The organism is Pseudomonas reactans (genome assembly GCF_013385825.1).
In the GTDB taxonomy this organism is placed as follows: domain Bacteria; phylum Pseudomonadota; class Gammaproteobacteria; order Pseudomonadales; family Pseudomonadaceae; genus Aquipseudomonas; species Aquipseudomonas reactans.
Window position 1 is genome coordinate 279,737 of sequence record NZ_JACAPG010000006.1, and the last position, 23,036, is coordinate 302,772.

Genomic DNA, 23,036 nt, shown 5'->3' on the forward strand with positions numbered 1-23,036 from the left:
TGCAGCTTGATCAGGAAGGTATTGAAGCCGCTGGCGATCGCGCCCAGTTCATCGGCACGGTCACTGGTCAGGCGCCGCGTCAGGTCACCTTCGCCCTGGGCGATGTCATTGAGCATCGCGACCATTTGTTTGAGTGGGCGGGCAATGCCGTGACCGACCAGCCAGATCACCAGCAAGCCGATACCAGCGATCAACAGGCCAGCGATGGTCATGCCGAAAATGTCAGTCTTGCGCTGGGCTTCCAGGTCGCTTTGCAGCTTCTGCGAATCGGCCATCACGGCGCTGAGGGGTAGTTGCAGCATCAGCGTCCAGCGCGCGTCGGCCTGGCCGATATTGAACGGCAGGAACAGCTCGATGTGCCCGTGTTCCTTGTCGATGTCGTAGCGCACTTCGCCGACTTTCAACTGGCCGAGGTTGGCCAGTTCATTGCTGTCGAGCAGGTCGCTGGCCTTTTCGCCGAGCTTGCTGGCGTCCTTGGTGTAGGCCACCAGGCGGCCGTTGCTGGAGATCAGCGCCAGTTCACCAGCACCGTTGTAGAGTTTTTGATCGGCGCTGGTGAGCATGTCCTGGATGAAGTTCACCGACAGGTCGGCACCAACGATGCCCTGGAAGGTGCCGTCGATCATGATCGGCTCGATGAACGAAGCCAGCATCACCATCGCGTTGCCCACTTTGTAAGGAGCCGGGTCGATGGCGCAGGCCTTTTTGTTTTCCTTGGAGCACAGGTAGTACTCACTGGCGCGCACACCGGTGGACAGGATGTTCTGGTCGTTGACGTCGGCAAGCTTGTCCAGGCCCAGGCTGCCATCGGCGTTGCGATACCACCAGGGCAGGAAGCGGCCGTCGGCGGCCATGCCGATAATGGGGCTGTTCACGTAGGCTGCGTCGTTGTGATCGATCGCATTGGGCTCCCAGCCGATGTAGGCGCCGAGGATCTTCGGATTGCGCACCACGGTTTCATGCAGCAGGTTGATCAGTTGCTCGCGGCCGACTTGCAGCGCCGGCTGGCCCTTGGCGTCTTTCATGCCGAGCAGGGCGTTGGCGGTGGCCAGGCTCTTGGCGGTCACCAAGGGCGCTTCCAGTTCGCGCTGGATCAAGGTGGCTTGGGTTTGCGCCAAGGCGGTCAGGCGCTGCTCGATGATCTGTTCGAATTGCACCTGGGTGCGATCCTGCACCATCTCTTGGGTCCGCGCTCCGGCAAACAAGGCGTACAGCACCAGCACCGCGACCACGCTCAGGACAATCGCCCCGGCCAGTGCCGCGACAGAAAATTGGATCGACTTGAATTTCATGAAAGCTCCGGGCACAGGGGAGAGAATCCGCCTTTTTGTATCGGCCACGGGCGCGCAGGGCATTAGGGGTTGTCCTACAAAAATGTTTGGGGTGTCGCAAATGGAAAGCCCGTCGACGTTATTGGCGCCGTGGGATGTATCTGAAAATCAGCGGTTACACGTCTGGTGTATCTGGCGTCGATACAAACGAGCGCCTACGATACGCGCCATGTTTTAAGGGCGTGTTTTCAGGGAGAGGTTCATGAAGAAGTCATTGGCAGTTAGCGGCCTGGTTGCAGCGATGCTGCTGGCCGGGTGTCAGTCGGTCAACACCACCAGCGGCGGCGCCGTTGGGGTTGAGCGTAAGCAGTACATGTTCAGCATGCTGTCGAGCCAGGAAGTCGACCAGATGTATGCCCAGTCCTACCAGCAGACCCTGGGAGAGGCCAGCAGCAAGGGCCAACTGGACAAGACCAGCGCCAACGCCAAGCGCGTGCAGGCCATCGCCAACCGCTTGATCGCCCAGGCGCCGACCTTCCGTGCGGATGCCGCGCAGTGGAAGTGGGAAGTGAACCTGATCAAGAGCGACGAGATGAACGCCAACTGCGGGCCTGGCGGCAAGATCTTCGTGTACAGCGCATTGATCGATAACCTCAAGCTCACCGATGACGAACTGGCCGCCGTGATGGGTCATGAAATCGCCCACGCGTTGCGTGAACACGGCCGTGAAGCCATGTCCAAGGCCTACGGGATCGAGATGGCGAAGCAGGGCGCCGGTGCATTGTTCGGCCTCGGCCAGGACAGCCTGGCATTGGCCGATACCGTGGCCAACTACGGCATGACCTTGCCCAACAGCCGCAGCAATGAAAACGAAGCGGACCTGATCGGCCTGGAGCTGTCGGCTCGTGCGGGCTACAACCCGAACGCTGCCATTACCTTGTGGAACAAGATGGCTAAAGCCTCGGAAGGTGCGCCGCCGGAGTTCATGAGTACTCACCCGGCCTCCGACAGCCGAATCGCCTCGTTGCAGGCGGCGATTCCGAAGGTGATGCCGCTGTACCAGCAGGCAAAAAAATCCTGAGTTAACGCTGCCCCTTTGTAGGAGTCCGGCTTGGCGAATCGTCGCACCGCGGCGATAGCGCCCTGAAGATCGCTATCGACGGCAAGCCGGGCTCCTACAAGGTGTGTGTTAGATCCAGCCGCTGCTCTGCATGGCCTTGTAAACAGCCACAATCGCCAGGATGAAAAACGCCGAAGCCGCCAGTCGACGAATCAGCGTCAACGGCAGTTTCTCCGCTGCAAAATTCCCCGCCAAGACCACCGGCACGTTGGCAATCAGCATGCCCAGGGTCGTCCCGATAATCACCAGCCACAACTCCGGGTACTGCGCCGCCAGCATCACTGTGGCGATCTGCGTCTTGTCACCGATTTCCGCGAGGAAGAACGCGATCAGCGTGGTCAGGAACGGGCCGAATTTGCGCGTGGTACTGGCTTCGTCATCGTCGAGTTTGTCCGGCACCAGGGTCCACAACGCCGTGGCGCAGAAGCTCGCCGCGAGGATCCAGTGCAACACCGCATCCGAGAAGAAACTGCCGAACCAGGCCCCCACGGCACCGGCGGCCGCATGGTTAGCCAGGGTCGCGGCGACGATGCCGGCGATGATCGGCCAGGGCTTGCGAAAGCGGGCTGCAAGGATGAGCGCGAGCAGTTGCGTCTTGTCGCCGATTTCGGCCAAGGCAACGATTGCGGTAGGAACGAGTAATGAATCCAGCATCAGGTAGGTTTCCAGGGGCGGGTCGACACGGCTATGACACGTACAGCCTTCCCGCCCCGGGTAAGGTGTGCGTGTCATAGGTCTTGTCAAACCCCGGTCCGTCTGTGCGGACTCCTGGGTCGCATACGCCATGGTCTGCTGACCAAGTATGTTGACGTATGCCGGACGAGCGTGGCGCTCGTGGGAGACTACTCCCCTAGGACGGAGCGGATTCTGCCTAGGCAAAATCCATTCGGCAAGCCTTCTTTTTCAAACGCCCGTCAGCCGCGCTTGGCACGGTAGATGCGAAAACCATTGCCTTCGGCCTTGATCGCGCACACGCCCAGGTGCTCTTCGATCAGCGGCTGGTACTTCAGGAAGCTGTTGGCGACCAGGCGAAGTTCGCCACCTTTTGCTAGGTGTTTCGCCGCTTTTCGCAGCAGGTTCTCAGTGGCGAAATAATCGGTGTGCACGCCGACATGGAACGGCGGGTTGCTCAAAATCGCGTTCAAACCCATCGGTGCCGCGTCGATACCATCGCCGGTCAATACCTCGGCTTCCAGGCCATTGGCGGCCAGGGTCAAGCGACTGCTGGCGGCGGCGAAGGCATCGACGTCGAGCATCGTCACCGTGTTGTGCGGGTAGCGACGTTTGACCGCAGCCCCCAGCACCCCCGCGCCACAACCAAAGTCCAGCAGATGGCCGCTTGGCAGTTTGTCCAGATGTTCCAGCAGCAGTTCGGTGCCACGATCCAGGCGCCCGTGGCTGAACACGCCTGGCAGGCTCACCACTTTGAGCGGGCCCTCGGCCAGCGGCACGTCGAAGACCTGGGCGAGGCTCTCCAGCTCGACGGCTTGCGGGGCGTTGGCCACGGTGATCTGCCACAGCTGGCAATGCCGCGCGCTGTCGAGCTTGCGCGGTTTGCCGAAAGGGATCAGCTGCTTGGCGGCGCTTTCGATACCGGCTTTCTTCTCGCCGACCAAAAACAGCTCGGCGCCGGGCAAGCGCGAGGCCACGGCGTTGAGCAGGTAGTCGGTGAGATCCTTGGACTTGGGCAGGAAGATCACCGCCGTATCAAACGCCCGGTCAGGCACGTTCACACCGAACTGGCTGCGCCCGGGGAAACGTGCATCGAGTGCCGCCTGATCGCCGGCATGCCAGCACCAGCCATGGGCGTTTGGCAGGCGACCCAGCAGGTCGTCGGCAGGCAACCCCACCAGCAGCAGGTTGCCTTGAAAAAGTTCGGCCTGACGAAGCAGTACTTCACTGCGCGGATCCATGGTCTGCTCCTTGAAAAGGGGCGCAGTTTATCAACTGACGACGCGCAGCGGGGCCCCGTTGAAAAAGCCCCGGGCGTTTTCCGCCAGTTGGCCAACGATGCGCTGGCGCGCTTCGCGACTGCCCCAGGCGTTGTGCGGGGTGACGATCAGTCGAGGGATATCACCGGCCAACAGTGGGTTGCCATTCACCGGCGGTTCCACGCTCAGTACATCGGTGGCTGCGCCGCCCAGATGGCCGCTGCGCAAGGCGTCCGCCAGGGCCTGCTCATTGATCAAACCACCGCGCGCCGTGTTGACCACAAACGCGCCAGGCTTGAGCAGTGCCAGCTCGCGGGCGCCGATAAAGTCGCGGGTGTGTTCGTTGAGCGGGCAGTGCAGGGTGAGTGCGTCCACCTGCGCTAGCAACTCATCCAGCGGCACGCGGTCAGCGCGGGCCGGGCGGCCTGGAATCGCGCCGAGCAGGACACGCATGCCGAACGCTTCAGCCAGTCGCGCGACGGCGCCGCCCAACTCACCATGGCCGAGCAGGCCGAGGGTCTTGCCTTCCAGCTCGACAATGGGGTGGTCCAGCAGGCAGAACTGCTTGGCCTCCTGCCACTTGCCGGCGCTGACGTCCCGTTGATAATCCTTCAAGCGCGTCGCCAGGTTGAGCAACAGCATGATCGTGTGCTGCGCCACCGACGGCGTGCCGTAGCCCTGGCAGTTGCTCACGGTGATGCCGTGGGCGCGGGCGGCGTCGAGGTCGACGTTATTGGTGCCAGTGGCCGACACCAGGATCAGCTTGAGGTCCGGGCAGGCCGCCAGGGTTTCGGTGTTGAGGGCGATTTTGTTGCTGATGACCACGTGGGCGCCTTGCACGCGTTCGATCACGTTCTGCGGCGTGGTGCCGGTAAACAACTGCAACTCGCTGAAGCTGTCTCGCAGCTCGCTGAGGTCGAGGTCCCCCAGGTCCAGGGACGGGTGATCAAGGAAGACGGCGCGGCAATTGTTCGTCATCAACTGTACCTTTTGCGACAGGGTTCGAAGGCGTAATCTCCCGAGCCTATCAGATGAAATAATCAGTTACTTAATTGGAGTGAGCATGTACGCCGCCGAATTTTTGACCGTAGCCCTGATTCACTTGTTGGCGGTGGCCAGCCCCGGCCCGGATTTCGCGGTGGTGGTGCGTGAGAGTGTCACCCATGGCCGTCGCGCCGGGACCTGGACTGCGCTGGGCGTCGGCTCGGCGATTTTCCTACACGTAGGTTATTCGTTGCTCGGTATCGGCTTGATCGTGTCCCAGTCCATCGTGCTGTTCAACGCCCTGAAATGGGCGGCCGCCGCCTACCTGCTGTACATCGGTTTCAAGGCCCTGCGCGCGCAGCCGGCCAAGCCAGTCGCCGAAGGCGAACTGCACCGCGAAGCGGGCGAGCGCACACCACGTGGTGCGTTTACCGCAGGCTTTGTCACCAACGGCTTGAACCCCAAGGCCACGCTGTTCTTCCTGTCGTTGTTCACCGTGGTGATCAACCCCCATACACCGCTGGCGATCCAAGCCGGTTACGGCGTGTACCTGGCGGTGGCGACGGCGCTGTGGTTCTGTTTGGTGGCGATGCTGTTCAGCCAGCAGCGCGTGCGCGCCGGTTTTGCGCGGATGGGGCATTGGTTCGACCGCACCATGGGCGCGGTGTTGATTGCGATTGGGGTCAAGCTGGCCTTCACCAGCATGAAATAGGCTGGATGCTGGCGCAAAGCTAGCGTTCATTGGGGTCTGCAAATCATTCCTTTGGCTGATTTGGCTGAAACATATGCGCTCTACAGTGCAGTTCTTTCAGCCAAGACCATGCAGTCATAAAAGGGATTCGTATGTTGCAGACCCGTGTTATCCCGCCCGCCGAAGGTGCGTACCAATACCCGCTGTTGATCAAACGCCTGTTGATGTCCGGCACCCGCTATGAAAAGACCCGGGAAATCGTCTACCGCGACAAACTGCGTTACACCTACCCCACCCTGATCGAGCGCGTTGCGCGCCTGGCCAATGTGCTGACTGAAGCGGGTGTGAAGGCCGGTGATACCGTGGCGGTGATGGACTGGGACAGTCATCGTTACCTGGAATGCATGTTTGCCATCCCGATGATTGGTGCGGTGATCCACACCATCAACGTGCGCCTGTCGCCGGAACAGATCCTGTACACCATGAACCACGCCGAGGACCGCTTCGTGCTGGTCAACAGCGAGTTCGTGGGGCTTTACCAGGCGATTGCCGGGCAGTTGACCACGGTCGACAAGACCCTGCTGCTCACCGACGGTGAGTCCAAGACCGCCGAGTTGCCCAACCTGGTGGGCGAGTACGAAACCCTGCTGGCCGCCGCCAGCCCGAAGTACGACTTCCAGGACTTCAACGAAAATTCTGTCGCCACCACTTTCTACACCACCGGCACCACCGGTAACCCCAAGGGCGTGTATTTCACCCACCGCCAGTTGGTGCTGCACACCATGGGCGTGGCGACCATCATGGGCAGCGTCGACAGCGTGCGCCTGCTGGGCACCAACGATGTGTACATGCCGATCACGCCGATGTTCCACGTGCACGCCTGGGGCCTGCCGTATGTGGCGACCATGCTCGGCCTGAAACAGGTCTACCCCGGTCGCTACGACCCGGAATACCTGGTGGAGCTGTGGCGCAAGGAAAAGGTCACCTTCTCCCATTGCGTACCGACCATCCTGCAAATGGTGCTCAATGCCAAGGCGGCCCAGGACGTGGATTTCGGTGGCTGGAAAATTGTCATCGGCGGCAGTGCGCTTAACCGTTCGCTGTACGAAGCGTCCAAGGCACGGGGCATTCAGTTGACCGCCGCGTATGGCATGTCCGAGACCGGGCCGCTGGTGTCCTGCGCCCACCTCAACGAAGAGTTGATGGCTGGCAGCGAGGATGAGCGCACCACCTACCGCATCAAGGCCGGCGTGCCCGGGCCGTTGGTGGAAGCCGCGATCATTGATGGCGACGGCAACTTCCTGCCGGCCGACGGAGAGTCCCAGGGTGAACTGGTGCTGCGCGCGCCATGGCTCAGCGAAGGCTATTTCAACGAGCCGCAAAAAGGCGCCGAGCTGTGGGAAGGCGGCTGGATGCACACCGGCGACGTGGCCACGCTGGATGCCTTCGGCGTGATCGACATCCGCGACCGCATCAAGGATGTGATCAAGACCGGCGGCGAGTGGATCTCCTCCCTGGCCCTCGAAGACCTGGTCAGCCGGCACCCGGCGGTACGCGAAGTAGCGGTGGTGGGCATCGCCGACCCGCAATGGGGCGAGCGCCCGTTTGCCTTGCTGGTGGTGCGTGATGGCCATGTGATAGGGGCCCGCGAGCTCAAGGAGCACCTCAAGCCGTTCGTGGAACTGGGCCACTTGAGCAAGTGGGCGATTCCGAGCCAGATTGCCGTTGTTACTGAAATTCCCAAGACCAGTGTCGGCAAGCTCGACAAAAAACGTATCCGTATCGACATCATCGAATGGCAGGCCAATAACAGCACCTTCCTGTCCACCCTCTGACGCCCCTCGCCGTGCCCGTTCGGGCACGGCAATGCTCTATCTGGCGCCTTTACTTGTGATTTGCCGATTTTCAGCCATCCTTGCCGCGTCGGCCTTCGTCGACGTGGCGAAAGGGTCGTGGCAGACGGGTTGGTGATGCAAATCACACTTTAGAGGGATCAAGCACTACCCCCTGCTGGCTATAGTCCCTTCCAGAGTTTTTCAAGGATGTTCCGCTTCGGGCCATGGGGGCTCGGCTGCCGAGCGGCATTGGAATCGTTGTATTCCGGCCGTTACATGCATCACAGAAAGAACTCACTGCCATAACAATAATGCACATGGAGTAGCGTCGATGACCTCAGTAAACCAGTTCTGGCGCCGGGCAAGACTGCCCCTGGCCGTCAGTCTCGCTTCTACGCTCGCCGGGCCCGCATTCGGCGTCAGTTTCAACATTGGTGAAATCGAAGGGAGCTTTGACTCGTCGCTTTCCGTGGGGGCGAGCTGGTCGACAGCCAAGCCCAACAAGGACCTGATCGGCGCCAACAATGGCGGTCGTGGCCTGTCCCAGACTTCCGACGACGGCCACCTTAACTTCAAGCGCGGCGAGACCTTTTCGAAGATCTTCAAGGGCATCCATGATTTGGAACTGAAGTACGGAGACACCGGTGTTTTTGTACGAGGCAAGTACTGGTATGACTTTGAGCTAAAGGACGAAAGTCGCCCCTTCAAGGACATCAGTGACAACAACCGTAAAGAAGGCGCCAAGTCCTCTGGCGGGCAGATTCTCGATGCGTTCATCTACCACAACTATTCCATTGCCGATCAGCCCGGTAACGTGCGATTCGGTAAGCAAGTAGTGAGCTGGGGTGAAAGTACCTTCATCGGCGGCGGCATCAACTCCATCAACCCGATCGATGTATCGGCGTTCCGTCGTCCGGGTGCAGAAGTCAAAGAGGGTTTGATTCCGGTCAACATGTTCTATGTGTCGCAAACGCTGACGGATAATTTGTCGGCGGAGGCGTTTTATCAGTTGGAGTGGGACCAGACGGTAACGGATAACTGCGGAACGTTCTTCTCCCAGCCCGATATTATTTCAGATGGCTGCACCGATAACCTGCGTGTATTGAACAAGCGTTCTCGAATTAACCCCGCAGCTTATCCGACCCTCAACAGCTTTGGTGTTGATGTAAACGAAGAAGGGGTAAAGGTTGCTCGTGGCGGTGACAGGGATGCCCGGGACAGCGGGCAGTTCGGCGTTGCCTTCCATTACAACTATGAGCCGTTGGACACGGAGTTCGGCGCTTACTTCATGAATTACCATAGTCGGGCACCTATCTTCAGTGCTCGCGGCGCCTCCCAGTCCCTCTATAACCTGCTCAATAACCCAGGCGCGCCCGCGGCGTTACGGCAATTGGCGCCTGTGATAATCGCCGGCAACTCCCAGTATTTTGTCGAGTATCCAGAAGATATTCGTTTGTATGGCTTGAGCTTCTCCACCACCCTGCCTACCGGCACTGCGTGGAGTGGTGAGGTGAGTTATCGTCCGAATGCGCCGGTGCAACTGAACTCGACGGATATTCTATTTGCCGGTGTCACACCGTTGAACGGTTATTCCAATGCCTCTGTGCTCAAAGGCGTTCCAGGACAGGATCTCAATGGTTATCGGCGTAAGGAAATTACCCAGCTACAAACAACATTCACGCATTTCTTTGATCAGGTCATGGGGGCAAGCCGCCTGACGACGGTGGGCGAAATCGGCGTCACACATGTGGGCGGGCTGGAAAGCAAGTCCAAGACTCGTTATGGCCGCGACCCGGTTTTCGGCCCTGGTAGTCTGCCTGCCGGTTTCTGCAATGGCCTCAACGCCTCGACCGCCGCAGGTGCCGGTGTGCCCGTTGCGGACCTGAACACTAACTGCAACAACGACGGTTTCACCACCTCCACCTCCTGGGGCTACCGCGCCCGTGCCATTTGGGAATATCCGGACGTCTTCGCCGGTGTGAACCTGAAGCCCAACGTCGCTTGGTCCCATGACGTCAGCGGTTATTCGCCAGGCCCTGGCGGTAACTTCGAAGAAGGTCGCAAGGCGGTCAGCCTGGGCCTGGATGCCGAGTACCAGAACACCTACACCGCCAGCCTGGCCTACACCAACTTCTTTGGTGGCAAGTTCAGTACGGTAGATGACCGCGACTTCGTCGCTTTGAGCTTCGGCGCCAACTTCTAAGCACACTGTATTTTCAGGAAGACCAGAACATGAAAATAACCAAAAGTCTGTTGCACGTGGGTGTGCTTGGGCTGTCGATCCTGGCGAGCAACGTCATGGCGGCAGTGTCGGCGGATGAAGCCGCCAAGCTGGGCACGACCCTGACACCGATGGGCGCCGAAATGGCCGGTAACGCGGCGGGCACCATTCCTAAATGGTCGCCGCTGCCCACCAACGCCGGCGCTGTTGACGCCCGTGGGTTCCTGGCCAACCCATACGCCAGTGAACAACCGCAATTCACCATCACTGCGGCGAACGTCGAGCAGTACAAGGACAAGCTGGCGCCGGGGCAGTACGCGATGTTCAAGCGCTACCCGGAAACCTTCAAGATGCCGGTCTACCCGACCCATCGCGGTGCCACCGTGCCGGCGGAGGTGTTTGCGTCCATCAAGAAAAACGCCACCAACACCAACCTGGTGTCTGGCGGCAACGGCCTGGAAAACTTCGAAACCGCGGTGCCGTTCCCGATCCCGAAAAGCGGTGTTGAGGTGATCTGGAACCACATCACTCGGTATCGCGGCGGCAGCGTAACCCGTTTGGTAACCCAGGCTACGCCGCAAACCAACGGTTCCTACAGCCTGGTGTATTTCCGTGACCAGTTTGTGTTCCGCGACAAGATGAAGGATTACGATCCGAAAAATCCGGGCAACGTGCTGTTCTACTTCAAGCAGCAAGTGACCGCGCCGGCACGTCTGGCCGGTGGTGTGCTGCTGGTGCACGAAACCCTGGACCAAGTGAAGGAGCCGCGTTCGGCGTGGGTTTACAACGCGGGCCAGCGCCGTGTGCGCCGGGCGCCGCAAGTGTCCTATGACGGGCCGGGTACTGCCGCCGATGGCCTGCGTACCTCCGACAACCTCGACATGTACAACGGTGCACCGGATCGCTACGACTGGAAGCTGGACGGCAAGAAAGAAATCTACATCGCCTCCAACAGCTACAAGATCGACGATCCGAAGCTCAAGTACGCCGATATTATCAAGGCCGGCCACATCAACCAGGACCTGACGCGTTACGAGCTGCGCCGCGTCTGGCACGTGGTCGCCACCTTGAAGGAAGGCCAGCGCCACATCTACGCCAAGCGTGACTTCTTCATCGACGAAGACACCTGGCAAGCCGCTGTGATCGACCACTACGACGGTCGTGGCCAACTGTGGCGCGTGGCGGAAGCCCATGCCGAGAACTACTACGACAAGCAAGTGCCGTGGTACGCCCTGGAAACCCTCTACGACCTGCAGTCCGGTCGCTACCTGGCGCTGGGCATGAAGAACGAAGAGAAGCAGGCGTATGACTTTGGCTTCACCGCCACCACCAGCGACTTCACCCCGGCGGCCCTGCGCCAGGATGGTGTTCGCTAACGTGCGTTAACCGAGGCCGCATCCTCGCAAAGAAGCCCCGACCGGTTCGGGGCTTTTTTGTGCGCGTATTTTTTTGTCGCAGTTCTTTTTCAGTCATTTGTAGCAAAGATCTACAAACCTGCGGCTTTTACCGCTAGTCTGCGGACATCTGCAATGCCGACAACAGCCTTCTACAAGAGCCCGGCGATGACTGATCTGTCCCGAATCCAAGGGCCTGCCAGTGCGGTAATCCCGACCCTGGAAGGTCGCTTCTACAGGCCCCCCCTGCCTGACGGCTACGTGCTGCGCCCGCGCCTGTGCGAACGCCTGAGCGCCGGGCTGGAAGGGCGGCTGTTGCTGGTCAGCGCGCCGGCAGGTTTCGGCAAGAGTTCATTGGCGGTGGAGTTCTGCCAGGGCTTGCCGGCCCATTGGCAAAGCCTGTGGCTGGGCCTCAGCCCACGAGACAACGACCCTGGGCGTTTCCTCGAACGCCTGCTCGACGGCTTGCAGCAATTCTTCCCGCAACTCGGCGCCCAATCCCTGGGCCTGCTGAAAATGCGTCAGCGTCATCAACCCTTTGCCTTCGAAGAATGGCTCGATGGTCTGCTCGACGAGCTGGCGGTGCAGCTGTCTACCCGCACTCCGTTATTGCTGGTGCTGGATGATTACCATCTGGCCCAGGGGCCGGTGCTCGACCGTTGCCTGCAGTTTTTCCTCAATCATTTGCCTGATGGTTTGGTGGTGCTGGTCACCAGCCGTCAGCGTCCGGACTGGCATCTGGCGCGGCTGCGGCTGTCGCGTCATCTGCTGGAACTGCACGAACAGGATTTGCGCCTGACGCACGACGAATCACTGGCCGTACTGGATCGCCACAGCAGTTCCTTGCGCGGTGAAGCGCTCGACAACCTGATTCGCCGCAGCGAAGGCTGGGTCGCCGGCCTGCGCTTCTGGTTGCTGGCCGCCTCCGAGGCCGGCAGCGACGGCGCCTTGCCGCAAAGCCTGCACGGCGGCGAAGGGCTGATCCGCGATTACCTGCTGGAAGAGGTCATCGACTGCCTGCCGACCGAAGTGCAGGCGTTTTTGTACGACACCGCCCCTCAGGACCGATTTTGCAGCGAACTTTGCGATGCGGTGCGTGAAGCCCACGACAGTGCCGAAATCCTGCGTTACTTGCAGGCGCACCAAGTGTTCCTGGTGCCGCTTGACGAGCAGGGGCATTGGTACCGTTATCACCATCTTTTTTCGGATTTGCTGCGCACGCGGCGCGCCAGCAGCAACGTGCTGCCGGCGGCCAGCCTGCACCTGCGCGCGTGTCGTTGGTTCAATGCCCAGGGGTTGATCGATGAGGCGGTGGAGCAGGCGCTGCGCGCCGGTCATCTGGATGTGGCGGCCAACCTGGTGCAGAACCTGTCCGAGGAACAACTGCTGGCCGAACAGAACGTGGGCATGTTGCTGCGCTGGAAAATGGACTTGCCCGACAGCCTGCTGATCAGCACGCCGCGCCTGATCGTGCTCTACAGCTGGGCGTTGGGCCTGGCCTGCCAATTGGATGCGGCGGAAGAACTGTCCAGCTACCTCAGTCGCTTCCTGCCGGCGCCGTCGGCCACTGCGCAAAAGTCGATGTTGGCCCAGTGGCTGGCATTGAGCGGGATCATCGCCCGTGGCCGTGGCGATCGCGAACTGACTCAGCGCTATTGCAGCGAAGCGCTGGAAAGCTTGCCGCAACGGCGTTACGGCCAGCGGTTGATGTGCTTGTCGACCCTGTCCAACCTGGCCATTGTCGATGCCGACCTGTGGCGTGCACGGGGCTTGAATCGTGAATCCCTGGAACTGGCGCAGCGCGTCGGCAACCCCTTGTTCGAAGCCCTGGCCCATTACGACCGTGCGCGGGTGTTGCAGGCGCGCGGCGAGATCCTGCGTTCCCTGGATGAAGTGCGCCAGGGCCTGCAACGCCTGCACGGCCTGGCGCCGCAGCGCTTGTACGCGGTGCGTGCACGGTTATCGCTTTACGAGGGTTTTTTGTTGCTGGTGCGCCTCCAGCCCGAAGTCGGGCTCGCCCGTTTGCGCGCCGGTCTTGCTGAAGCCAGGGCTTGCCGCGACATCAGTGTGTTGATCGGCCACTGCGTGATCGCCAATTTCGAAGGGCGCCGTGGCGACTTTGCCAAAGCCTTCGCCGAGCTGGCCGAGGCCGAGCGGTTGATGCATATCTGGGATGTGCCGCCAATCTACTACCTCGCGATGATCACCCTGATCAAGTGCGAGCTGTGGCTGGCCCAGGGCCGCACCGACTTGGCCGACGCCTGGCTGACGCGGCTGGGGCAAACCTACAACGGCGAAAACGCCGCCGCCGCGCCAGAGTTTCACCCACATCTGCCACAGCATATCGGGCTGCAACAGGCAGCGTTGGACGCGACTCGCCACCAACCGGCGGCGGCGTTGCAACGTCTCGAAGCGTTGGCGATACAGGCTCATAACAGTGGGCGTCAGATGATCGCGCTGATGGCCCTGACCCAGCGGGTGCAACTGTTGCTTGGGGAGGGGCAGGAGGCAAAGGCGCGTCCAGTGTTTGCCCAAGCCCTTGAGGCCGGGGCAGGTGGCGCGTTGCAACCCTTCGAACGATTGCTGGAAACCCACCCGGACTGGATGCGCGAGCAGCTTGCCAAAGATCCCCATCGGCTGCTGAGCCAGAGCCTGCTGGCGCTGTTACCGGCGGTTGCAGTGGTGGAGGCAGCTTCGACTCATGAGACATTGAGCGCCCGAGAGCTGGCGGTGCTGCAATTGATCGCTCAGGGCTGCTCCAATCAGGAGATCAGCAACCGGCTGTTTATCTCCCTGCACACGGTCAAGACTCACGCGAGCCACATCAACAGCAAGCTAGGTGTGGAGCGCCGTACCCAGGCGGTGGCTAGGGCGCAGGAGTTGAGGCTGATTGGTTAAGCCTGGGCTTTTGCAAAAGCCGGAGCCATATAGTCTTGTTCTCTTTGTGAAAAGCCCACTGCTTGGGCGACTGTTCGCCAGTGGCTCACGGAATTGATGCAATCAGCGATGATTTCATCCGCGTCTCTAAGGTTCACACGAAAGAAGCCCGCGACCTCTCTTGCCAGTTCGAGATCCAGTGCGTTGTCATGTTCGGTGATATTGAGTTTCAGGCCGTCTCCCATTGGCGTCGGGTTTAAATCATACGCATCCGAAAGGCGCCATCCGTGACCTGGTTCCAGGATGAAACCGTGATTGCGCAGGTGGTCGTCGGTGTTTGAAACCAGAATGTTGAACACGATGCGTGTCCATAGCTCTTGCAAATCCTGATCAGTGTTCGAGCCATTGCGCATCAGTACTTCAGCCAGCTCTAGATAGCTTGCGCCCGTGCTCGCGTCGTCACCATCGACTCGACTGGTGAGGGTCATAGCGGATGCAAAATGCAGGCGGCCGCCCGCGGCCGTGCGGTCGAACCGCTTGACCATGAAACAATGAAAGTCGCTGGCATAGCGTTTGGCGACTGCCGACGCGACTCTCAAACCACATGCCTTGGCAAGAGCATTGATGACCAACTCCCAACCACCTACATCGTAGGTATCACGGGTCGAGGGAAACTTGGCGATCCAAAGATGATTATTGCGATCGGCCACACTGGCTTTCGGGCGTGCTCCACCCAGGGAACCGCCGGGTGCAATCAACATGCGCAACCACTCCCGACCTTCTGGCGCCCGATTATCCGGATCGTTCTCCAGTTCGCGACTGGCTCTTTCAAGCGCGTGCAACTCGATAAAAGGCGGCGCAGCAATGGCGTCCTGGTCGTCGAGGAAATGGCCGGTGTCGTTCAGTCGGTAGCGCAGTGCGCCTGCGCGAAAAACGTCATGTACGCCCAGCAAGTAGTCCGACTCGCCGAGCCGAGTGTTCGCGTCGTACAGCCCGTCGCGGATGTCGCGTTCCAGGCGGCGTTTCATCAGCAGGCGACCCCAGCGATCCGGGCAGGAATCGCTGAACACACCAAACATGTTCCGCCCCTCAGCGGGAAACTGAGCACCTGCAAAGGGGCCAATGCCAGGATCAATCCGGATGGCGCTCAGCGCTCGGTTTTGCAAGGCCAGGGGATCGTGTTCGTACTCGAACTTTTCGGTCTGTCGGGTTTTTCTTACGTGCAGCCAGCCAAGCCGTAAGGGGCCGTCGATACCTTCCCAGTCGGCATAAACCCCAATCATGGTCATTACGTGTCTTTCCTTTGCCGTGGTGGGATCAGCGCAGCCAGCGCATCGCTGCTGATCGTGCCCTTGTCGGGAGGGGGCATAGGATTTGAAGGTAGTGGCTTCGTACGAACGCTGGCGGGCTTAGTTGTAACTTTCTCTGACGCCATCGACGTATTCGTTCGGGTAACTGATGTCTTTGCGGATAGCAGCTTTGCATCCTGAAGATGTCTACCCAGCTCATCTTCCGATGCGACGGTGTTCAGGTCTTTTTCGAGGCCAAGGACCTGCAGGACCGCCAAGTAAGCGCCTATCGTGCTACCCGAAGATCCTCGCTCCAAGGCGCGGAGCGTCATCTGGGACATGCCGGCACGTTCAGCGGCTTGTTTGGCGGTGATTTTTCGGCGCATGCGAGCAAGTTTGATCCGCTCGCCAAGGCCGGCAAGCAAGCGTTCTGTAGCAGGTAGCAGCGGAGATGTTTTTTTTGCCATGCTATTATTCCTGCTCTTTTTTGCGGTATGTGAAAAAATAATAGCACTTTAATTGATCTATAAAAGTGCAATTATTTTGGCGATATTGGCTTGGAAGTTATAGTTTAATTGCACTGAGTAGGATTCAGAGGATCACTCATGACGCTCATAGCCCCCACGCTGATTCGCGAAACCTTCCCCGTCGGCCCCCTGCAGTGCAACTGCACCATCATCGGCGACCCCGTCAGCAAAAAGGCCATCGTGGTCGACCCTGGCGGCAATCATGAGCTGATCCTGGCACGGCTGGATGCCCTGGGCCTGAGGGTGGTGAGCATCATCCACACCCATGCCCATCTGGATCATTTCCTGGCATCCGGCCAGTTGAAAGAGAAGACCGGTGCCACCTTGCACCTGCACAAAGAAGATCAATTCCTTTGGGACAATCTGGAAATGCAATGCCAGATGTTTCGCGTGCCCTATACCCCCGTGCCTTCGCCGGACCGTTGGCTGGAACATGATGAAGAGTTGGCCTGCGGTTGTGGTGTGGCGTTGCACACGCCCGGCCATACGCCGGGGTCGATGAGCTTCTGGTTTGCCGATGCCAAGCTGCTGATTGCCGGCGACACACTGTTCCGTCGCGGTATCGGTCGCACCGATTTGTGGGGCGGCGACCAGGCGACCATCGTGCGCTCGATCAAGCAGCGCCTGTACATCCTGGACGAGGGTGCGACGGTGGTGACCGGGCACGGGCCGGATACCCGGCTGGGCGATGAAATGCGTGAGAACCCTTTTGTGCGGGCGTGAAGGAATAATTGCCGGGCTGAACGCGTTCTATAACAGGCAAACCTTGTAGCAAAAACTCAGGTCGTGTTCAGCGCGCGTCTGCTACGGTTTCTGTAGTCACGGAATTTTTACCGTTTGTCGCGTTCCAAACTCGGCACAGGTCCATTGCCAATGTCCTTTGCACCATAGAATGCAAAAGTAGGAGCTCCCTTCATGTTCACTTCGCGTCGTCTGCTTGTTGTCGCTACCGCCGTAGCCTTGTTGTCCGGCTGCGCATCACCTAATCCTTATGACGGCAGCAGCCAGGGACAGGCGAGTAATGAATCCGGCGGTATGAGCAAGACCGCCAAGTACGGTGGCCTGGGCGCTCTGGCCGGTGCATTGGCGGGTGCGGCCATCGATCACAACAACCGTGGCAAGGGCGCGCTGATTGGTGCGGTCGTTGCGGGTGCCGGTGCTGCGGGTTATGGCTACTACGCCGACCAACAGGAAAAGAAACTGCGTGAAAGCATGGCCAATACCGGTGTTGAAGTTCAGCGCCAGGGTGACCAGATCAAGCTGATCATGCCGGGCAACATCACCTTCGCGACCAACTCGGACGCGATCTCCAGCAGCTTCTACCAGCCGCTGAACAACCTGGCCAACTCGCTCAAGCAATTCAACCAGAACACTATCCAGATCGTCGGTTACACCGACAGCACCGGTAGCCGCCAGTTGAACATGGACCTGTCCCAGCGTCGTGCCCAGAGCGTGGCCAACTACCTGACGTCCCAGGGCGTCAACGGCGCCAACCTGAGTGCCCGCGGTGCCGGCCCGGATAACCCGATTGCCAGCAACGCCGACGTCAACGGCCGTGCCCAGAACCGTCGCGTAGAAGTGAATCTTGGCCCGATCCCAGGCCAGCAGTATGGCCAGCCAGGTGCCCAGCAACAGGCGCCACAACAGAACAACCAGTTCCAGGGCAATCCGTACTCGCAGTACCAGTAAATATTCGCTAATAAAAAAGGGCGCCATGCGGCGCCCTTTTTTGTGGCTGTCGTTTCGGTCAGTCGATGTACTCGAACACCTTGACGATTTTCTGTACCCCGGACACACCCTGCACCAAGTTAGCTGCGCGAGTGGCTTCGGCTTGGGTGAGCAGGCCCATCAGGTAGACGATGCCGTTGTCGGTCACGACCTTGATGCGCGAACCTGGGATCGCGTTATCGGTGAGCATCTGTGCCTTGATCTTGGTCGTCAGCAGCGCGTCGTTGCTGATGGCCAGCAGGGTGATCGGGTCCATCACTTGCAGTTCGTTGTGGACCTTCTTCACGCGCTGTACAGCGGCGGCGGCTTGTTCGGCCTGGGCCTTGAGGTCGGCGCGTGGCGTCTGGCCGGCGAGCAGCACGACGCCGTTGAAACTGGTAACCACAATGCGCGAGGCTCCGTTGCCCAGGTCGGTGGCGGCCTTGGCGACGTTGACTTCAACCTTGGTTTCGATCAGTGAGTCATCGATCTTGCTGCCGAAGGTACGGGTGCCCTTGTCATCCTGAATAGGGGTGTCTCGTGTTGCAGTGATGGCCGTGCTGCAGCCGCTGATAGCGAGGCACAGGGTGATGGCCAAAAGGCTGAGGCGGTTAACGGTCATTCTTCACTCCCAAACAGTTGGCTGTCGATCAGATCGCACAGGCAGTGGATCGCCAGCAGGTGGACTTCCTGAATACGTGCGGTGACATTGGCCGGGACGCGAATCTCCACGTCCTCAGGCAGCAGCAGCGAAGCCATGCCGCCGCCATCGCGCCCGGTCAATGCTACGACAATCATTTCGCGATCATGTGCGGCCTGGATCGCCTGAATAATATTCGCCGAGTTGCCGCTGGTGGAAATCGCCAGCAGTACATCGCCGGGTTGCCCCAGGGCGCGGATCTGCTTGGAGAAGATTTCGTTGTAGCTGTAGTCGTTGGCGATCGAGGTGATCGTCGACGAGTCAGTGGTCAAGGCAATGGCCGGCAGGCTAGGGCGCTCACGCTCGAAACGGTTGAGCAGCTCGGACGAGAAATGCTGGGCATCGCCGGCCGAACCGCCGTTGCCGCACGAAAGCATTTTGCCCTCATTGAGCAAGGCATTGACCATGACCTGACTGGCTTGCTCGATGTGCGGTGCAAGTACGTCCATCGCCTGTTGCTTGGTGTCGATGCTGGCCTGGAATAGCTGGCGAATTCGGGATTGCATGTCCATCTGTGTGACCTTAAGTGGCGCGGCTGTTTGGCACAGGAATGTGCAGCCCGCAAAGCAAAGAGCAAAAGTGTGTGGTGAAGATGTCCGGCGAATCAGCTGTCGAAGGCATCTTTGAGCCAGTTCAGATCAGCCTTACCAGACGGTGTGCTTTCTATGGCAACCACATCGAAACGGCAGGGGGCGTCGGCCCAGCGATGCTCTTTCTGCAGGAAAAACTGCGCGGCGAGTATCAGCTTTTGACGCTTGCGCCCGTCAATACTGGCGAGCGCGCCACCCCATTGTGCGTGTTTTCTGTAGCGGACTTCGACGAATACTACTGTATCGCCGTCAAGCATGACCAGATCAAGCTCGCCGCGTTTACACAACCAGTTCTGCGCCAGCAGGCGCAGACCCTGTTGTTGTAAGTGTTTCAGCGCTTGTAGCTCGGCATCCTTGCCGCTTTGTGCACTGGACCGCTCGGGCATCAGCGCGGGGTATCCGGCAGGCGCTGGATCTCGCCGCCGACAAACTTGGCCCATGGCATCTGGCGATCAACGCGCTGGTTGGCGCTGATGCCCAGGTTGCCCGACAGACCGTCAACACGGGTGTCCGGCAGTGCCTTGAGTTGCCCCAGGCGCGGCGCCAGGCGGTAGGCATCGACGCCCATCGCGTACAGGCGGCCGAGGCTGCCATTGGCTTGCGGCCATTGTGCGGCAACCTGGTTGCGCAGCGGATCGGTGGTGTTGAGCAGCCAAGGGGTTTCGCAGAACATCACGTTGGTCATGTCCAGGTACTGGTTCTTGTCGCCGCTGGCGCTGAACACGTGGGACGTGGCGTACACCGGCACGTCGCCAGCGTATTGGAAGTTCAGGGTCGGCTTGATCTGCTGGGCCAGTTGCGGGGTCACGGCCAGGAAGATGAACTCGATGTCCTGGCGGCGCGAAGGTTGCGCAGCGACGTCGGTGCCGACGGTGCTTTGCAGGCTCTTGGCGCGGCCTTCGCTTTTGCGCAGTTGGAACAGGTCGGCAATCTGCTGGGCAAGGGCAACAGGCTGATCGACATACTCGACCCCCATGACCTGGCCGCCATTGGCTTCCCAGTCCTGTCGGAAGGCCTTGTAGACGCGCTCACCCCATTCGCCACGGGGTACCATCGCGGCAGCGCGATGCAGGCCGTCGGCGCGTGCACGACGCGAGACTTCGCGGGCTTCGTCTTCTGCGGCCAGGCCGAACTGGAACAATTGCGCCGGGCTACGATCGGTCTCGCTGTAGTTCAGCGCCAGGGTGGTGATCGGCAACTGCGGGCGTGCGCTGAGCTGTTTGACCAGCGGCTTCTCCAGTGGGCCGACCACCAGTTGCACGCCGGCCGCCTGGGCTTTGGCGTAGAAGTCGTCGAGGGAGTTGAGGCGCGAGCTGTCATAGAACTCGATGACCGGCGGCTTCTGCCCGGCTTGTTCAGCCTGGTAGTGCGCAGCCATGAAGCCTTCACGCAGCGCCTTGCCGACGGAAGCCAGCGGGCCATCCTGTGGCAGCAGCAGGGCGATCTTGGTCAGGGGCTGGCTCGCCAGCTCCTTGAGCTTGGTCAGCGGCGTCGGCAATTGTACGGCCGCCGGGTGACCCGGGTTTTGCGCGCGCCAGGTGTCGATGGCAGCCTGTTGTTGCTCCAGCGTGCCGGCGCCTTTGACCGCCTGGGCCAGGGTAATCCAGCCGTCGAGCGTCGGGTTGCCGCTGGCTTGCAGTTGTTCGGCCGGCAGGGCGGCGATCAATACCCAGATGGCTTCATGGTTGCTTTTGGCGGCATCGCCCGTGAGTAGCGGGGCCATGGCCACACGTTCGCGGGCGGCGGCCAGGGTCTGGCCATCCGCTTCATAGGCACGGGCGTGCACGCTGCCGGTGCGGACCTGCTGTTCAGGCGGCAGGTCCTTCAGGCTTTGCAGGCTCGGGTGGTTCAGGGCGGTCAGCGCGGCCTTGGGCTGGTTGCGTGCCATGGCCAGTTCGGCGGCCAGGGTGCTGGCAAACACTTGCGCGGCTGGCTTGAGGACATCCAGGGGCACCTGCGCAAGAATCTGCGACGAGCGGCCAGGGTTGTTCTGTTTATAGGCCATGTCTGCCGCACTCAGGCGCAGCAGCGCGGCCTTTTCTGGTGTCTTGGCGGTGGTAGCCTGTTCGAGCAGTTGCTCGATACTGGCGTCCGGGGTCCGTGGAAGGTCGCCAAGGCTGGACGAGGGCGAGCTGGCACACGCGGCCAATAAGGCAGCGAGGCAGAGGGCGGAGAGCAGCCGCAGGCAAGCGATCATGTAAGTGTTCCTGATACCGATCAAATTAGCGTGGAATTGTACCCAAGCACTGGCCCAGGCGCGATGTTACTGGCGTGAAACCGTCGATTTAGGTCGTGCAAATGTTGCAACGGGCGTTAAACGGCTGAAAAGGCATCGGCCGTGATGGCATATTTTCCAGGCGCCTACGCGCTACAATGCCCCTTTTGCCAACCATCGAGGTGTGCGTTTTGACTGCTCCAGGTCCTTTGAATTCCACTGCAGGCTCGCTTTTTGTCGTGGCGACGCCCATTGGCAACCTGGACGACATCAGTGCCCGGGCATTGAAAGTGTTGCGCGAGGTTAAATTGATCGCGGCTGAAGACACGCGGCACTCCCAGCGGTTGATGCAGCATTTTGGTATCAGCACGCCATTAGCGGCTTGCCATGAGCACAACGAGCGCGAGGAAGGCAGTCGCTTCATCCTGCGCCTGCTGGCCGGCGACGATGTAGCGTTGATCTCCGACGCGGGCACGCCGCTGATCTCCGACCCCGGCTACCACCTGGTGCGTCAGGCGCGGGCCGCTGGTATCAATGTAGTGCCTGTTCCGGGAGCGTGCGCGCTGATCGCTGCATTGTCGGCGGCGGGCCTGCCGTCCGACCGTTTCATCTTTGAGGGTTTTCTTCCGGCTAAAGCAGTAGGGCGCCGTGCTCGCCTTCAAGCGCTGAAGGAAGAACCACGCACGTTGATCTTCTATGAGGCCCCGCATCGTATCCTCGAATGCCTGCAGGACATGGAGCAGGTGTTCGGCGGCGAACGCCTGGCGCTGCTGGCCCGCGAGCTGACCAAGACCTTCGAAACCCTCAAGGGCCTGCCGCTGGAAGAGCTGCGCGCGTTTGTCGAAGGCGACAGCAATCAGCAGCGCGGCGAATGCGTGGTGCTGGTGGCGGGCTGGACGGCGCCTGAGGATGAAGACGCGGTGGGCAGCGAGGCCATGCGCATCCTGGACCTGCTGCTCAAGGACATGCCACTCAAGCGTGCGGCGGCCCTGGCGGCGGAAATTACCGGCGTGCGCAAGAACCTCTTGTATCAAGCAGCGCTGGATAAGCAGAAAGCTGAATAGTTCCGGCGTTGAACCTGTATTCCGTCTGAACGTGATGGCAATTCTGAACTTTTATTACTTGTCCTAAGTCCGCCGTGCCGTTAACCTGCGCGGCGGAGAGTCGATTGGACAGTCGCTGCCCTCTATGAAAATTAGGGGGGGGAGGAAAGTCCGGGCTCCATAGGGCGAAGTGCCAGGTAATGCCTGGGAGGCGTGAGCCTACGGAAAGTGCCACAGAAAATAACCGCCTAAGCACTTCGGTGCCGGTAAGGGTGAAAAGGTGCGGTAAGAGCGCACCGCACGACTGGCAACAGTTCGTGGCTAGGTAAACCCCACTTGGAGCAAGACCAAATAGGGTCCCAAGGCGTGGCCCGCGCTGGGACCGGGTAGGTTGCTAAAGATGTCCAGTGATGGCCATCGTAGACGAATGACTGTTCAAGACAGAACCCGGCTTACAGATCGACTCTCCACCTTTTTCCTTTTGTCCGAATCTCGGGCAGAAAACCGGTAGTAACGCAAGAATCCCTCCCTGCCGAATCATTGGCAGATGCATCTTCGTAATACCAAAAAAATCTTACTCTTAATAAATTACTTTAACTTCGAGCTATAGCTCTTTGAGCTATTTGCGCTTGTTGGGCCAA

At 60.1% G+C, this 23,036-nt stretch carries 18 protein-coding genes, 1 other RNA gene, 1 pseudogene and 1 riboswitch; of the genes and pseudogenes, 10 read left to right on the forward strand and 10 right to left on the reverse strand.

Going from position 1 to position 23,036, the window contains the following annotated elements; genetic code table 11:
• Nucleotides 1–11 precede the first annotated feature (11 nt).
• A pseudogene (locus HX868_RS31200) lies at nt 12–1,355 on the reverse strand (methyl-accepting chemotaxis protein); the annotation flags it as partial.
• Between the two features lie 178 nt (nt 1,356–1,533).
• On the opposite strand from HX868_RS31200, the gene HX868_RS07440 reads away from it, so the two are divergent.
• Entirely contained in the window at nt 1,534–2,352 is an 819-nt protein-coding gene (locus HX868_RS07440; RefSeq protein WP_016978301.1) for a M48 family metallopeptidase, read from the forward strand.
• 108 nt (nt 2,353–2,460) lie between these two features.
• On the opposite strand, the gene HX868_RS07445 is transcribed toward HX868_RS07440, so the two are convergent.
• From HX868_RS07445 to HX868_RS07455, 3 genes are all read right to left on the reverse strand, one after another.
• Complete coding sequence (locus HX868_RS07445; protein ID WP_016978300.1) at nt 2,461–3,045, reverse strand: TMEM165/GDT1 family protein; 585 nt, start codon at nt 3,043–3,045, stop codon at nt 2,461–2,463.
• 88 nt (nt 3,046–3,133) lie between these two features.
• Nucleotides 3,134–3,255, reverse strand: a riboswitch (yybP-ykoY riboswitch).
• 50 nt (nt 3,256–3,305) lie between these two features.
• Nucleotides 3,306–4,304 carry a methyltransferase gene (locus HX868_RS07450; protein WP_177002425.1) on the reverse strand — a complete coding sequence of 333 codons (999 nt, stop codon included), beginning with the start codon at nt 4,302–4,304 and terminating at the stop codon, nt 3,306–3,308.
• A gap of 30 nt (nt 4,305–4,334) precedes the next feature.
• Nucleotides 4,335–5,300: a 2-hydroxyacid dehydrogenase gene (locus tag HX868_RS07455; RefSeq protein WP_177002426.1), complete on the reverse strand. Its 966-nt coding sequence runs from the start codon at nt 5,298–5,300 to the stop codon at nt 4,335–4,337.
• Between the two features lie 85 nt (nt 5,301–5,385).
• On the opposite strand from HX868_RS07455, the gene HX868_RS07460 reads away from it, so the two are divergent.
• The 5 genes from HX868_RS07460 to HX868_RS07480 all read left to right on the forward strand — a co-directional run bounded on the left by HX868_RS07460 (nt 5,386) and on the right by HX868_RS07480 (nt 14,345).
• Nucleotides 5,386–6,018, forward strand: a complete 633-nt coding sequence (locus tag HX868_RS07460) for a LysE family translocator (protein WP_016978297.1) — start codon at nt 5,386–5,388, stop codon at nt 6,016–6,018.
• A gap of 131 nt (nt 6,019–6,149) precedes the next feature.
• Nucleotides 6,150–7,832, forward strand: a complete 1,683-nt coding sequence (locus HX868_RS07465; RefSeq protein WP_177002427.1) for a fatty acid--CoA ligase — start codon at nt 6,150–6,152, stop codon at nt 7,830–7,832.
• Between the two features lie 331 nt (nt 7,833–8,163).
• Nucleotides 8,164–10,035 (forward strand): DUF1302 domain-containing protein, encoded by a 1,872-nt coding sequence (locus HX868_RS07470; RefSeq protein WP_095014741.1) that lies wholly within the window; start codon nt 8,164–8,166, stop codon nt 10,033–10,035.
• A 29-nt stretch (nt 10,036–10,064) separates the two neighbouring features.
• On the forward strand, nt 10,065–11,429 hold the full coding sequence (locus HX868_RS07475; RefSeq protein ID WP_016978294.1) for a DUF1329 domain-containing protein: 1,365 nt from the start codon (nt 10,065–10,067) through the stop codon (nt 11,427–11,429).
• 186 nt (nt 11,430–11,615) lie between these two features.
• Entirely contained in the window at nt 11,616–14,345 is a 2,730-nt protein-coding gene (locus HX868_RS07480; protein WP_177002428.1) for a winged helix-turn-helix domain-containing protein, read from the forward strand.
• Here HX868_RS07480 and HX868_RS07485 read toward each other — a convergent pair.
• On the reverse strand, nt 14,342–15,613 hold the full coding sequence (locus HX868_RS07485) for a type II toxin-antitoxin system HipA family toxin (RefSeq protein ID WP_177002429.1): 1,272 nt from the start codon (nt 15,611–15,613) through the stop codon (nt 14,342–14,344). The two genes, HX868_RS07480 and HX868_RS07485, sit on opposite strands and share 4 nt — an antisense overlap.
• Complete coding sequence (locus HX868_RS07490; protein WP_177002430.1) at nt 15,613–16,080, reverse strand: helix-turn-helix domain-containing protein; 468 nt, start codon at nt 16,078–16,080, stop codon at nt 15,613–15,615. The genes HX868_RS07485 and HX868_RS07490 overlap by 1 nt, the downstream gene beginning before the upstream one ends.
• 138 nt (nt 16,081–16,218) lie before the next feature.
• On the opposite strand from HX868_RS07490, the gene HX868_RS07495 reads away from it, so the two are divergent.
• Together HX868_RS07495 and HX868_RS07500 are read left to right on the forward strand one after the other, a co-directional pair.
• Nucleotides 16,219–16,863, forward strand: a complete 645-nt coding sequence (locus HX868_RS07495; RefSeq protein ID WP_177002431.1) for an MBL fold metallo-hydrolase — start codon at nt 16,219–16,221, stop codon at nt 16,861–16,863.
• A gap of 192 nt (nt 16,864–17,055) precedes the next feature.
• Nucleotides 17,056–17,829: a YiaD family glycine zipper/OmpA-like lipoprotein gene (locus HX868_RS07500; protein WP_058422961.1), complete on the forward strand. Its 774-nt coding sequence runs from the start codon at nt 17,056–17,058 to the stop codon at nt 17,827–17,829.
• 58 nt (nt 17,830–17,887) lie between these two features.
• Here the strand turns inward: HX868_RS07500 and HX868_RS07505 are convergent, their stop codons facing one another.
• The 4 genes from HX868_RS07505 to HX868_RS07520 all read right to left on the reverse strand — a co-directional run bounded on the left by HX868_RS07505 (nt 17,888) and on the right by HX868_RS07520 (nt 21,334).
• Complete coding sequence (locus tag HX868_RS07505; protein ID WP_016974948.1) at nt 17,888–18,469, reverse strand: BON domain-containing protein; 582 nt, start codon at nt 18,467–18,469, stop codon at nt 17,888–17,890.
• Nucleotides 18,466–19,059, reverse strand: coding sequence for a phosphoheptose isomerase (locus HX868_RS07510; protein ID WP_007904374.1), 594 nt, complete (start codon nt 19,057–19,059; stop codon nt 18,466–18,468). The genes HX868_RS07505 and HX868_RS07510 overlap by 4 nt, the downstream gene beginning before the upstream one ends.
• A gap of 92 nt (nt 19,060–19,151) precedes the next feature.
• The gene (locus HX868_RS07515; protein ID WP_177002432.1) at nt 19,152–19,523 is read right to left on the reverse strand and encodes a YraN family protein; all 372 of its coding nucleotides are present in this window, start codon (nt 19,521–19,523) and stop codon (nt 19,152–19,154) included.
• The gene (locus HX868_RS07520; protein WP_038849897.1) at nt 19,523–21,334 is read right to left on the reverse strand and encodes a penicillin-binding protein activator; all 1,812 of its coding nucleotides are present in this window, start codon (nt 21,332–21,334) and stop codon (nt 19,523–19,525) included. The genes HX868_RS07515 and HX868_RS07520 overlap by 1 nt, the downstream gene beginning before the upstream one ends.
• A gap of 176 nt (nt 21,335–21,510) precedes the next feature.
• Here HX868_RS07520 and rsmI point away from each other — a divergent pair, with 176 nt between their 5' ends.
• Nucleotides 21,511–22,416 carry a 16S rRNA (cytidine(1402)-2'-O)-methyltransferase gene (gene rsmI / locus HX868_RS07525; RefSeq protein WP_177002433.1) on the forward strand — a complete coding sequence of 302 codons (906 nt, stop codon included), beginning with the start codon at nt 21,511–21,513 and terminating at the stop codon, nt 22,414–22,416.
• A gap of 96 nt (nt 22,417–22,512) precedes the next feature.
• An RNA gene (gene rnpB / locus HX868_RS07530) (RNase P RNA component class A) lies at nt 22,513–22,866 on the forward strand.
• Nucleotides 22,867–23,036: the final 170 nt, after the last annotated feature.

Bases quoted from the DNA above. Each gene is read 5' to 3' on its own strand.
- HX868_RS07515 (WP_177002432.1), bottom strand. From the start codon at position 19,523: ATGCCCGAGCGGTCCAGTGCACAAAGCGGCAAGGATGCCGAGCTACAA.
- HX868_RS07490 (WP_177002430.1), bottom strand. From the start codon at position 16,080: ATGGCAAAAAAAACATCTCCGCTGCTACCTGCTACAGAACGCTTGCTT.
- HX868_RS07445 (WP_016978300.1), bottom strand. From the start codon at position 3,045: ATGCTGGATTCATTACTCGTTCCTACCGCAATCGTTGCCTTGGCCGAA.
- HX868_RS07440 (WP_016978301.1), top strand. From the start codon at position 1,534: ATGAAGAAGTCATTGGCAGTTAGCGGCCTGGTTGCAGCGATGCTGCTG.
- HX868_RS07505 (WP_016974948.1), bottom strand. From the start codon at position 18,469: ATGACCGTTAACCGCCTCAGCCTTTTGGCCATCACCCTGTGCCTCGCT.
- HX868_RS07470 (WP_095014741.1), top strand. From the start codon at position 8,164: ATGACCTCAGTAAACCAGTTCTGGCGCCGGGCAAGACTGCCCCTGGCC.
- HX868_RS07460 (WP_016978297.1), top strand. From the start codon at position 5,386: ATGTACGCCGCCGAATTTTTGACCGTAGCCCTGATTCACTTGTTGGCG.
- HX868_RS07450 (WP_177002425.1), bottom strand. From the start codon at position 4,304: ATGGATCCGCGCAGTGAAGTACTGCTTCGTCAGGCCGAACTTTTTCAA.
- HX868_RS07485 (WP_177002429.1), bottom strand. From the start codon at position 15,613: ATGACCATGATTGGGGTTTATGCCGACTGGGAAGGTATCGACGGCCCC.
- HX868_RS07520 (WP_038849897.1), bottom strand. From the start codon at position 21,334: ATGATCGCTTGCCTGCGGCTGCTCTCCGCCCTCTGCCTCGCTGCCTTA.
- HX868_RS07495 (WP_177002431.1), top strand. From the start codon at position 16,219: ATGACGCTCATAGCCCCCACGCTGATTCGCGAAACCTTCCCCGTCGGC.
- HX868_RS07465 (WP_177002427.1), top strand. From the start codon at position 6,150: ATGTTGCAGACCCGTGTTATCCCGCCCGCCGAAGGTGCGTACCAATAC.
- HX868_RS07480 (WP_177002428.1), top strand. From the start codon at position 11,616: ATGACTGATCTGTCCCGAATCCAAGGGCCTGCCAGTGCGGTAATCCCG.
- HX868_RS07475 (WP_016978294.1), top strand. From the start codon at position 10,065: ATGAAAATAACCAAAAGTCTGTTGCACGTGGGTGTGCTTGGGCTGTCG.
- HX868_RS07510 (WP_007904374.1), bottom strand. From the start codon at position 19,059: ATGGACATGCAATCCCGAATTCGCCAGCTATTCCAGGCCAGCATCGAC.
- HX868_RS07455 (WP_177002426.1), bottom strand. From the start codon at position 5,300: ATGACGAACAATTGCCGCGCCGTCTTCCTTGATCACCCGTCCCTGGAC.
- HX868_RS07500 (WP_058422961.1), top strand. From the start codon at position 17,056: ATGTTCACTTCGCGTCGTCTGCTTGTTGTCGCTACCGCCGTAGCCTTG.
- rsmI (WP_177002433.1), top strand. From the start codon at position 21,511: ATGCCCCTTTTGCCAACCATCGAGGTGTGCGTTTTGACTGCTCCAGGT.